Genomic DNA, 11,827 nt, shown 5'->3' with positions numbered 1-11,827 from the left:
AACACGAGTGTAGTTGTAAACTCGATGTTTGGACGTATTCCGGACACTGATCACTTTCAAACACTTCTCGAGCACTCGAGAGGCAGTGCTACTCGATGACGGTCGTCGGTTTCTAACCGGATTCACGAGATCAATCAACAACTCGAGAAGGATCGAACACCGGACGGCGTTGCGGTCCCGACGTACTACGGCTGTGACCGACACCAGTTCGATTTCGGCTAGAATCGGAACCACCCCAGCACTGTGTCGGATAAAAACGAGAGATGAAACGCAATCGTCATACCATCTGATAATTCACTTTTCGAGTATAAACTCGCACCAGGTTCTTCCCATAGTTCATCGACGAGTCGGACTAGTGTGTCGGCAGGCAAATACGGATAACGCAAATCGAGGCCCGGTTGGTTGACGTAGTTCGGAAAACGACTTGTCCGTTTGACTCCTCGATCGACGAACAGAAACAGAAGCACGATCGGCGTATTTTTACAGCCATATTTTTGTAATTCTCTTCCGATAGTCGCGAAGTTCCGTTCGAACATTTCGAACGATCGGCCGGGGTTCAGCTACTCATATTGATGTTGACTTCGATCACGTTCGCCGAGCGCATGACGCGTTCAGAGAGGCGCTCTCGAGCCTGTTCATCGCGCATGAACCGCGCCGGGGCTGACACGCTCAACGACCCGAGCACGGCACCGGTGGGGCTTCGAACTGGCGCACCGATGGCACAGAACCCCTCGATTTCCTCCTCGTCGTTGTACGCGTACCCTCGGTCACGGACCGTTTCGAGTTCATCGAACAACGTCTCGCGGTCAGTGATTGTGTTCGCCGTTTGTGCGGGGAGGCCGTGTTGATCGACGATTTCCGCAACGCGGTCGTGCGGAAGGTACGCGAGGATCGCCTTCCCAGAGGCGGTGTAGTGGAGGTGGTCGCGCTGCTGGAGTTTCGCCGACTGGTAGTCGCCGTCGACACCGGTTTCGCCTTTCACCTGATAGAGATTGATTCCGCGGCCGTTTTCCTCGGTGACGATGTGGGTATACCGGTCGGTCTCGTCGGCGAGTTCATCGACTTCGGGCTTGCCGTAGCGATAGAGCGGGCTCCGATTTCGGGCGGCCTCTCCGAGGACGAGGAACGTGAAGGCGAGCTCGTACCGGCCGTCTCTCTGGACGAGAAAGCCGTTCTCCTCGAGCGTCTTCAGGTGGATGTAGGCTGTACTTTTCGAGACATCGAGTTCCGTCGCGAGTTCCGAAACGCCGACGTCGCCGCTCTCGCGGACGGCGTCGATAACGCGTGACGCCATCGTCACGGTCTTCAGCGTTCGCGGCCCATCGTCGCGGTCGCCTGCTGACATACCCGAATCAATCACCCCCATCGCCATCAATGTTCGCATATTTCAAATATTGCAGCGAAACGTATTCGAATGTGTCGCGTGCCCTCGAGAAGTAACTAGATCGTTCGTATTGTTTCGGACGTCGATGAACAGAGTTCTACTCGTCGCCGATTCGTTGCAAATCAGCCTCGACTCGGGATACAACGGGAATATTCGACTCGAACCGAAGTCGAGGATCGTGCAATCGATCGCCGATCGCACTCCCCGAACAACCATCGACAACGCCGTGGGCGCGGTTTCGTTCAAAATAGTCGAACGTTCGAAGAGATGATGGCGTCACCTGCAGACTGGACGGGTAGAATGCAATCACAGTCGTATCAATCAACTAAGGAAGAAATATGACCCTCATATATAGACGAACGCCGACCCACAACGTTTTTGGATTACTGACCGAAATTCGTCTATCGTGCTGCAAACAGAGACGAATGTGCAAGTGTATCGGTACGTCCCCGATCGTTTCGCAACTGAGGGGGACAGATCAATCGAGCCGTCCCGAAAGGCGACTGCCATTTCGGTTCCGACGGAACGCTCACAGGTGAGGGTGAAACCGTTGCTTCGATCGGCGGGGCGATCCGCGAGGGGGGCGAGGTGACCGGTCGCGTGATGCAGACGCCCGCTCAAACGGACCGTCCCGCAGACGAGTTCCTCATCGCCGATCCGAGCGACGGCGGATTCCGTATCCGAGAGGGACCGTCGCGAAAAGCACGAGGCGCTTACGGATGACTGAACCGGAACTGTCGATCGACGGAAAGCGACTCCGACGAGACATCGAGCAGGTCGCATCGTTCGGTGCCGTCGACACCGAGACGGGCCGCGGGCGGACGGCACTGCCGGGCGACGAGGCGAACGGCGAGGCGCGTGACTACCTCGTCGATCGCCTCGAGGAGGCGGGCCTCGAGGTCCGAGTCGATGCAGTCGGCAACGTCGCCGGCCGGTGGACGCCGCCCGGTGCGGACCCGGACGCCGCACACGTCGCCGCCGGGAGCCACCTCGATTCGGTCCCACGCGGTGGCATCTTCGACGGCCCGCTCGGCGTCTTCGCGGCCCTCGAAGCCGTCCGGGCGATTCGGGAGAGCAACGTCTCGCCCGCCCGCGGGTTCGAGGTCGTCTGCTTCACCGGCGAGGAGGGGACCCGCTTCGCCGACGGCGTCCTCGGATCGACGGTCGCGACCGGCAAACGCAGCGTCGAGGAGACGCTCGCGCTAACCGATGGCGACGAGACGCTCGAGGACGCACTCGAGCGGATCGGTTACCGCGGGACCGGTCGCCTCGATGCGAGCGAGTGGGACGCGTGGCTCGAGCTCCATATCGAGCAGAACACGCGCCTCGAAGACGCGGGCGTGCCGCTCGGCGTCGTCACTGACATCACCGGAACGGTACGGTGTCACGTGACCATCGAAGGCGAAGCAGACCACTCGGGGACGACAGGGATGACCGAACGACAGGACGCGCTCGCGGCGGCGGGCGAACTCGTCCTCGCGGTCGAGCGGAACGCCGCCGAAGCCGCGGCTTCCGGAAGCGGGACCGCAGTCGGAACGGTCGGGCAGTTCGACGTTGCGCCGAACGCCGTCAACGTCGTCCCAGGGACGGTATCGCTCCGACTCGACCTGCGATCGGTCGAATCCGCGGAGATCCAAGCGCAACTGGACGCCGTAACTAACACCCTCGCGGCCATTGAAGACGACCGGAACGTCGCGACGACCTTCGACTGCACGTACGACGTGCCGCCGACGCCGCTCTCGAGACGGTGCCGAAACGTCGTCCTCGACGCGGCGGGAGACCGCGGCGTCGAGACGCGCAGGCTTCACTCGGGGGCCGGCCACGACACGATGCAGGTCGCCGACGTGACCGACGCCGCGCTCCTGTTCGCCGCCTCCGTCGGCGGCTATTCACACTCGCCGAAAGAATGGGCCGACTGGGCGGACTGTACGGCCGCGACGGCCGTCCTGGCCGACTCCCTCGCACGTCTCGCACCGACCGACGAACGCTGACGCCCGTTCCGATCACAAACCGAACCATCAATGTTAGAAATCGAAATCGAAGACACGACGTTCACGGCCGAATTGCACGAAGATCGAGCACCGAAGTCCGTCGCCGCGGTCCGAGAGTTCCTGCCGCTCGAGTCGGAACTCATGCACGTCCGCTGGAGCGGGATCGCGACGTGGATCAACATCGACGAGATCGACCTTCCCGAGATCCCGCGGGAGAATCACACGGTCTACCCCTCGCGGGGCGATCTCCTGCTCTATCCGGGCTACCGGAACGAACAGGAGATCCTCGTCCCCTGCGGCCCGACGTGTTTCAAGAGTCCGGCCGGCGAACTCGCGGGGAACCACTTCGCTACCGTGGATGCGACAGCCGACGAACTCAAGGCCGTCGAAGAGGCGACCCTTCGCGACGGCGCCCACGGCGTGACGATTCGGGAGGTCGAGCGATGACGGACATCGTCGTCCTCCACGACAAGATCCACGGGCTGGATCCGGCGGCGTACGCCGAGACGATTCGAGAGGCGGTGCCGAACGCCGACGTTTCAGTCGCACGGACGCCCGCGGCGGAGCGCGACCTCCTCTGCGAGGCGACGGTCGCGACCGGCTATCAGATCGACCCCGAACTCGTTTCAGCCTCGGACACCCTCGAGCTGTTCGCCTGTACGTTCGCGGGCACCGGCCACCTCCCCCTCGAGACGCTCGAGGCCGAGGGCGTGGCCGTCACGAGCGCGTCTGGAGTTCACGGTCCGAACATCGCCGAACAGGTCCTGGGATACGTCCTCGCGGACGTGCGGAACCTCCGGCGGGGGTGGGAACAGCACGAACGCGGCGAGTGGAACCACTACCAGGGCGGCGAACTCCGCGGATCGACCGCGACCGTCGTCGGTATGGGACCGATCGGACGAGAAATCCTCGCCCGCTTCGACGATTTCGGCGTCGAGACCATCGGCGTTCGCTACACGCCGTCGAAGGGCGGGGACGCCGACGAGGTCGTCGGCTTCGAGGACACCGTAGACGCGGCCGCGCGCAGCGACTATCTGGTGCTCGCCTGTCCGCTCACCGAGACCACCGACGGACTCGTCGACGAGCGGCTCCTCGGGACCCTCCCAACGAACGCGATGCTCGTCAACGTCGCGCGCGGCCCCGTGGTCGACACCGATGCGCTCGTCGCTGCGCTTCGGGGCAACGACATCCGCAGCGCCGCACTCGACGTCACCGATCCCGAGCCCCTACCCGCCGACCACCCACTCTGGACGCTCGGCGACTGCCTCGTCACCCCCCACAACGCCGGCCACACCCCCAACTACTGGGACCGCTGCACCGAGATTCTTTGCGACGCCCTCGAGGAGACCTCGCTGATGCGGGACTCGTAGGACAGGATAGGCAGACCAACTCGGCTCGTTTTTCGCGGTATGATGTCCTCTGATGGACCGCTATGTGCAGACAGCGGTAATCGGCGGCCGCCCGCATTGACGAGGACTAACGCAAGAGGCAGATAGACTCGTTTTGTGCCCCGTCTACCCGGCCGTTTCGTCTACCGAGAGAGACCGCGGTATCGATCGAAGCGAGCGGGCGCGTTCACGATTTTCGACCGCGAGTGGTCCGCTCTGCACACGATGTCGAAGGCTCGAGGATAATCGCTACGTTCGTGTTGTCTCGAATCGGATATAAGGTATTGGTCAGTGTGCTCGACTCCTTATTCTATACTGATGTTCGGATAGAAACACTCAAATGAGGTTTCCATCTACGTTCATCCGCATGACTGGCGACTATGGAGACAATCGTGTAGTTTCGCGCCGTAGTTTTGTACGGGTTGCTGGCACCGCGTCGGCGGTCGGCGTGGCCGGCTGTCTGGGTGGGAGTGACAGCAGTGATACGTTCACGCTCGGGGCCATTCATCCGCTGTCGGGTGACGCCGCGGAGATGGGATCGCGGTTTCAAGACGTCGTGAGCGCGGGCGTCCAGGCCGTCAACGAGGGTGCCTCCGACCTCGAGCCGCTGGCCGGTGCCGACGGTGAGGGCTTACCGGGACAGGACGGAACGGAAGTCGAGGTCCTCTGGGCGGATCATCAGGGGTCCTCCGACGTCGCGAGGTCCGAGGCCGAGAGCATGGTCCTCGACGACGGCGTCGACGTGCTCCTCGGGAGTTACTACAGCGGCACGACGGAAGTCGTGAGTCAGGTCGCCCAGCGCGAAGGCGTTCCCCACGTTTGCGGGACCGCGATCGGCGAAGGACTCACCGAGCGGGATCTCGACTGGTTCTGGCAGGTGCCGCCCCACACCGGCGTCAAAGGCGAATCCATGTTCGAGTTCGCCGACGGCATGAACGAGCAACACGACGCGGGACTGGAGACGGTCTCGATCATCCATCAGGACGGGACCTTCGGGACCGAGGTCGCAAACTCGATGCAACGCGTCGTCGAGGAATCCGACTTCGAACTGGCACTGGACACGATCTCCTACTCCGCGCAGTCGGTGAACTCGCTGTCGACGGAGATCCGGAACATCGAGCAGGCCGGCGCGGACATCATCGTCCACGCCGCGAACGTCCGGGACGCGGTGATCATGCTCGAGGACATGCAGACCGAGGACTACTACCCGGAACTGATGCTCACGCCGGGATCGGCCTACCTCGATCCGTCGCTGCTCGAGGAGAGCGTCTCGGACTACGTCTTCTCCGGTTCGGACTTCGCACACGATATGTTCGAAGTACACCCGCCGATGGGGGCGTACAACAGCTATTCCGAGGAGGAATCCGGGACGCCGTTCGACGGGAGCAGTATCTACGCATGGGGCGAGTTCTTCACCGCGATCGCGGCGGCGGATCGGGCCGAGAGCCTCTCGTCGGACGACCTCCGGGCCAGTCTGAACTCGATGAGCGCGGAGCCGTACGTAGCGGGGCTCCCGTACCCGGTCGAGTTCGACGACACCGGATACAATCAGGAGGCGTTCAGTTTCGTCGTCCAGTCCGAAGACAGCCAGCTCGAGACCGTCTGGCCGTTCGATCAGGCACAGGACGGCGCCATGACCTACCCCGTCCCGAGCTGGGATGAACGCTGACGATCACGCCTATGCTATCCATCTTACCAAGCGCGATCGTCGACGGCATCCTGATCGGCCTCACCTACGGCCTCGTCGCAGCGGGCTTAGGGCTCATCTGGGGCGTGATGGACATCGTGAACTTCGCCCACGGAGAGCACATGCTCATCGCGATGTACGTGACGCTGCTCACCGCCGCGGAGTTGAACGTCGATCCGCTCTTACTCCTGCCGGTCAACGTCGTCCTCATGTTCCTGATCGGGTACGCGACGTATTTCCTCGTCATCAAGCGGGTCATGGACGGGCCGGTACTCGGGCAGGTACTCTGTACCTTCGGGCTGTTACTGGCCATTCGGTACGGGATCATGTACGCCGCAGGCCCGACGACGCGGACCATCGACGACTTCGTCTTCGCCGGGAGCACCACGGTGTTCGGGATCTCGATCTCGTTCCCGGAGGTCCTGACCGCGCTGGTCAGTATCGTAACCGTCGCAGCGCTCTATGTCCTGTTGCAGAAAACGGAGACGGGAAAAGCAATCAGAGCGACGGCACAGGACAAGCAAGCGGCACAGGTCCTCGGTATCGAAACCGACCGCGTCTACGCGGTCGCATGGGGGATCGGCCTCGCCGCGACCGGCGTCGCGGGGACGATGGTCGCGACGTTCTTCCCGGTCCAACCCGAAGCGACGCCAGTCGTCTGGACCATCGCCTCGTTCGCGGCCGTCGCACTGGGCGGGCTCGGCGGTATACTCGGGCCGGTCGCGGGCGGCGTCGTTATCGGACTCGTCGAGAATATCGGCGCGGCCGTCCTCGACTCGTCGTACAGGCAGTTGTACGTCTACCTCGTCCTCATCGGCGCGCTGATCTACCAGCGTGAGGGAATTCTCAAGTGGGTGAACAGCTAATGAGCGGGCTCGAGCAACACGTCCGCGAATCCGTCGCGAAGATCGGACGGCGGACCGGGCTTCGATCGGTCCCGCTCAGCTACGTCATCCTGGCGTTTTTCGCGGCGACGCTCGCAATTCCGTCCCTGTCCACGAGTTACTTCTTCCTGAACACGGCCATCTACGCGTTCCTGTTCATCGGGTTGGGCCACTCGTGGAACGTCATCGGCGGCTACGCGGGACAGATCTCGCTCGGCCACGCGGCCATGTTCGCCATCGGCGGCTACACGACCGCCGTCCTGTTCATCTTCTACGACGTGACGCCGTACGTCGGGCTCGTCGCGGGCGGACTGCTTGCCGCGGTCGCCGGACTCGCGCTCGGGGCGATCACCTTTCGGCTCCGCTATCACTACTTCTCGATCGCGACGCTCGCCGCGTCGCTGGGCATGTCAATCGTCTTCCTTCGGTGGGACTGGATCGGTGGTGCCGTCGGGCTGGAGTACCCGCTGGCCGAAATCGGGAACGCGTACGCCTTCGCCTTCCGCGATCGCCGGCTCTACTTCTACGTGATGTGGGCGTTCGCGCTCGCGACCACGCTGTTCGTCTACCGGCTCCACACGTCCAAGCTCGGAATCTACCTTCGAGCGATCGACATGGACCAAGAACTCGCGGAGAACGCCGGTATCAGCGCGTTCTGGTACAAGATGTACGCGATGGGGCTGAGCTCGTTCATCGCGGGCGTCGGCGGCGGCCTGTTCGCCCAGTACCTGCTGTACATCGACCCGCAGACGACGCTGAAACTCATACGGAACGTTGAGTTCGTCCTCATCGCAGTCATCGGCGGCCTCGGAACCGTCCTCGGCCCCATCGTCGGTGCGCTGATCTATATTCCGACGCGCGAGTACACTCGGACGATCCTCAGCGGGAGCCACACTGGCCTCGACTGGGTGATCTTCGGTACGATTCTGGTCCTGCTCTCGATTTACAAGCCGAACGGGCTGATCGAGCGCCGCCCCGTCATCGGCGATAGGACCGATCGGAAACCGAACAGTTCGGAGGGTGAAAGCGATGATAACTGACACCGATACGCACCGTGCTACCACGGAACCGGTACTTCGGATCGACGGACTGCGCAAGGAATTCCCGGGAGCCGTCGCGCTCGACGGCGTCTCCTGTGAGATCCGACGCGAGGAAGTCGTCGGCATCGTCGGCCCGAACGGCGCGGGCAAGTCGACGTTGTTCAACTGCATCATGGGCGTCCACGATCCGACCGACGGACAGGTCCACCTCAACGACGAGGAGATCACGGCCGAGTTCACCTCGAGAATCGTCCGCAGCGGCGTTTCGAGGACGTTCCAACTCGCGCGCGTGTTTCCGGACCTCACGGTTCGGGAGAACATGGTCGCGAATCAAGACCACGCCGACGAGCACATCCTGAAGACGGTGGTCGCCGACGCGGAGTCAACCCCGCGAATCGACGACCTCGTCGAACTGGTCGGCCTCTGGGATCTCAGGGACAGGAAGGCGGGCGAACTGTCGACCGGGCAGAAGAAACTCCTCACGATCGCCGCGTCCCTGCTCCAAGACCCCGAGATCGTGCTGCTGGACGAACCGACTGCAGGCGTCAATCCGAATCTGGTCGACGACATCATCGAGACCGTCGTCGAACTCAACGACAATGGGGCGACGTTCTGTATCATCGAGCATGACATGGACGTCATCCAGACGCTGAGCGATTACATCTACGTGCTCAACAACGGAACGAACCTCGTGGAGGGAACGCCGGACGTCGCCCTCGAGGACCCGGCGGTCCTGGAAGCGTACTTCGGAGAGTGAATACGATGGCACTACTAACAGTCGACGACGTACACGCCGGCTACGAGAACTTCCTCGTCCTCACGGGCGCATCACTTCGGGTCGAGGAGGGCGAGATCGTCTGCGTTATCGGACCGAACGGTGCGGGAAAATCGACGCTGTTCAAGACGATCTACGGTTTGTTGGATCCGACGCGCGGGGAGATCCGTTACGACGGCCGAGACATCACCGGTTCGACCCAAGAGGAACTGCTCACATCGGGCATCTCGTACGTGCTCCAGCGAAACGCCGCGTTCCCCGATATGTCCGTCCGAGACAACTTGGAACTGGGCGCACACGTCGCCGGACGGAACCACGACACCGCGGCGGCAATCGAGGAGGTCTACGAGATCTTCCCGGCACTCCGCGAGTACGAGGACACCCCCGCAGGAAATCTCAGCGGCGGCCAACAGCAGATGGTCGAACTCGGCCGCGGACTGATGCTCGACCCCGAGTTGCTCCTCCTCGACGAACCGACGGCGGGACTCGCACCGAAGGCGATCGACATGATCTTCGAGAAGATCGAGGCGATAAACGACCGCGGCGTTACCGTCTTAATGATCGAACAGAACGTCAAAACGGGCGTCGAGCACTCGGATCACGTCTTCGTCCTGGAGAACGGATCGACTCACCACGACGGCGATGCGGCGACGATCCTCGACCGACCTGAGATCCGCGAAGCGTACCTCAAAGTCGAACGGGACCGATGACTCGAGTCGAGACGATACTTACGGGCGGAACCGTCGTGACGGCCGATTCGATGTTCGACGCCGCCGTCGCCGTCGATGACGGGACGATCGTCGGCGTCGGAAAAGAACGGACGCTGCCGGCAGCCGAGCGCTCGATCGACGTCTCGGGGAAGCTCGTCCTCCCGGGCGTCGTCGATCCGCACGTCCACGTCGCCGGCTACAACTCGATCGACTCGTACGAAACCGGAACGGCAGCAGCGGCCGCCGGCGGCGTCACGAGTATCGTGAACTTCGCGTGGCAGGGCTGGCAGGACGGAACGTGGGGTGAGGGAACCCTGCGTGACGCCATCGAACGACACCGCGCCAAGGCCTCCCCGGTGGTCGATTACGGGCTCCACGCCGCCATTACGCAGGAAACGGCTGCCGTACTGGATGAACTCCCGGAACTACTCGAGGAGGGGGTCACGTCGGTCAAACTGTTCATGACCGACGACATCCGGTTGTCGAACGGCTTCATCGGCGAAGTGTTCGACCGCCTCTCGGACACGGGTATCGTCGGGATGGTCCACGCGGAAGACTACTCGGTCTGCCAGCAGCGGGCAGACGCGGTGCGGGCAACGCCGTCGGCGGAATTGCCGACATCCTATCCTCGGACGCGGCCGGAGTACGCCGAGGCGATGGCAGTCGACTCCGCGGTCAGACTGGCCCTCGCCACCGACGCGAAGTACTACGGCGTCCACACGACGTCGGAAGCGGCCGCCGACGTAATCGCGTCGCTCCGGGACGACGGGTCGAACGTGCGAGCCGAGACGTGTACGCATTACATGGCGCTCGATGAGACCGCCTACGAGCGATTCGGCAACGCGGCGCTCATGGCGCCGCCGCTCCGGACTTCCGACGATGTCGACGCGTTGTTCGACCGCCTGCGCGACGGAACCCTCACGACCGTCTCGACCGACCACGTCGCCCAGAAGCGGGCGCGGAAAACGGGAGGTGCGTGGTGGGAGAGCCCGTTCGGCGTGAACAGCCTGCAGACGAGTCTACCAGTCTTCCACGACGAGGCCGTCACCCGGCGGGGTTTCTCCTACCCGGACCTGGTTCGTCTGAAGTGTCGGAATCCGGCCCGTACCTTCGGATTGCCACAGAAGGGACGAATCGAACCCGGCGCGGACGCCGACCTCGTGGTCTTCGACCCGAACGAGACGGATACCGTCACCGCCGACCGGAACCACTCGAGAGCGGACTACTCGGTCTACGAGGGACGCGAACTCACCGGTCGAGTGAAGCAAACGTTCGTCCGCGGCGAGGAAGTCTATATCGACGGGGAGATCGTCGCCAGTCCGGGCCACGGCGAGTTCCTCGCTCGCGACGTTCCCGACTGGGACGAGGGGACCCGGTAGCGAGAGGGGCTACCCGCCAAGTTTGCTAGACGGCAACAGCGCCGTCCAGTGGTCCCTCGAGACCGTCACATTGTCTGTCACCCATCGCCTTCGTTTGCGTTTTCGTCCGAGTAGTGGCTTTGTGAGCGAAAAACCTGAACGAATCCATCTCAAAGTCGTATAAGGAATGGGAGAACGGTCGGTCCGGTAAATTTGGCCGTTATCAGGATACTCACTACCGGTATCCCACACTAGATGTGTGTATGCTCGATATTCCGCTGCACACCGGCGCACAGCATCCCGACCTCCTCTGGGTACTCGTTCCAAGCATCCTCTCGTTCATCGCGGGACTCGGCCTCGGGTCGTTCTCGGATCGACTGCGCAGTTGGGTCCGCCCGCAACGGGCTGTTTCGAACGACTGAGGCCGTCGTGAGCGCACCGCGAGGACGTCTCGAAGGGGCTGCGGGAGCGACATCTGTAGACAGTGGATCGGTTATCGGCGTCGTCCCGGATTTCGCAAATATTGTTGTCCGCGTGTGTATTTACGTACTCCGTCCGTCTTGTCCGGGACGTAATGACGTTTCGTGTTATCGTACGTCCCATTGCGAGG

The 11,827-nt window shown here is 62.5% G+C and carries 11 protein-coding genes; 10 read left to right on the top strand and 1 reads right to left on the bottom strand.

The window, feature by feature from the left end; all coding sequences use genetic code 11:
• Nucleotides 1-556: 556 nt before the first annotated feature.
• Entirely contained in the window at nucleotides 557-1,345 is a 789-nt protein-coding gene (locus ACT4ML_RS15920) for an IclR family transcriptional regulator (RefSeq protein ID WP_444721744.1), read from the bottom strand.
• Nucleotides 1,346-2,103: 758 nt separating this feature from the next.
• Between ACT4ML_RS15920 and ACT4ML_RS15915 the strand changes: the two genes are divergently transcribed.
• The 10 genes from ACT4ML_RS15915 (at nucleotide 2,104) to ACT4ML_RS15870 (ending at nucleotide 11,639) form a co-directional block, all read left to right on the top strand.
• Nucleotides 2,104-3,375 carry a Zn-dependent hydrolase gene (locus ACT4ML_RS15915; protein ID WP_444721743.1) on the top strand — a complete coding sequence of 424 codons (1,272 nt, stop codon included), beginning with the start codon at nucleotides 2,104-2,106 and terminating at the stop codon, nucleotides 3,373-3,375.
• Nucleotides 3,376-3,405: 30 nt separating this feature from the next.
• Nucleotides 3,406-3,822: a DUF3830 family protein gene (locus tag ACT4ML_RS15910; protein WP_138247241.1), complete on the top strand. Its 417-nt coding sequence runs from the start codon at nucleotides 3,406-3,408 to the stop codon at nucleotides 3,820-3,822.
• A complete protein-coding gene (locus tag ACT4ML_RS15905; protein WP_444721742.1) occupies nucleotides 3,819-4,745 on the top strand; it encodes a D-2-hydroxyacid dehydrogenase in 927 nt (308 codons plus the stop codon). The genes ACT4ML_RS15910 and ACT4ML_RS15905 overlap by 4 nt, the downstream gene beginning before the upstream one ends.
• A gap of 466 nt (nucleotides 4,746-5,211) precedes the next feature.
• Entirely contained in the window at nucleotides 5,212-6,432 is a 1,221-nt protein-coding gene (locus tag ACT4ML_RS15900; RefSeq protein ID WP_444721741.1) for an ABC transporter substrate-binding protein, read from the top strand.
• 11 nt (nucleotides 6,433-6,443) lie between these two features.
• On the top strand, nucleotides 6,444-7,316 hold the full coding sequence (locus tag ACT4ML_RS15895; RefSeq protein ID WP_444721740.1) for a branched-chain amino acid ABC transporter permease: 873 nt from the start codon (nucleotides 6,444-6,446) through the stop codon (nucleotides 7,314-7,316).
• On the top strand, nucleotides 7,316-8,374 hold the full coding sequence (locus ACT4ML_RS15890) for a branched-chain amino acid ABC transporter permease (protein WP_444721739.1): 1,059 nt from the start codon (nucleotides 7,316-7,318) through the stop codon (nucleotides 8,372-8,374). The genes ACT4ML_RS15895 and ACT4ML_RS15890 overlap by 1 nt, the downstream gene beginning before the upstream one ends.
• Complete coding sequence (locus ACT4ML_RS15885; RefSeq protein ID WP_444721738.1) at nucleotides 8,364-9,131, top strand: ABC transporter ATP-binding protein; 768 nt, start codon at nucleotides 8,364-8,366, stop codon at nucleotides 9,129-9,131. The genes ACT4ML_RS15890 and ACT4ML_RS15885 overlap by 11 nt, the downstream gene beginning before the upstream one ends.
• Before the next feature lie 5 nt (nucleotides 9,132-9,136).
• Nucleotides 9,137-9,859: an ABC transporter ATP-binding protein gene (locus tag ACT4ML_RS15880; RefSeq protein ID WP_444721737.1), complete on the top strand. Its 723-nt coding sequence runs from the start codon at nucleotides 9,137-9,139 to the stop codon at nucleotides 9,857-9,859.
• Nucleotides 9,856-11,238, top strand: coding sequence for a dihydroorotase (locus ACT4ML_RS15875; protein ID WP_444721736.1), 1,383 nt, complete (start codon nucleotides 9,856-9,858; stop codon nucleotides 11,236-11,238). The genes ACT4ML_RS15880 and ACT4ML_RS15875 overlap by 4 nt, the downstream gene beginning before the upstream one ends.
• 242 nt (nucleotides 11,239-11,480) lie before the next feature.
• Entirely contained in the window at nucleotides 11,481-11,639 is a 159-nt protein-coding gene (locus ACT4ML_RS15870) for a hypothetical protein (protein WP_175416534.1), read from the top strand.
• Nucleotides 11,640-11,827: the final 188 nt, after the last annotated feature.

Origin of the sequence: Natrinema sp. LN54 (genome assembly GCF_052439245.1) — an archaeon.
In the GTDB taxonomy this organism is placed as follows: Archaea; Halobacteriota; Halobacteria; order Halobacteriales; family Natrialbaceae; genus Natrinema; species Natrinema versiforme_A.
This window is presented reverse-complemented; position numbering and strand designations above follow the sequence as displayed.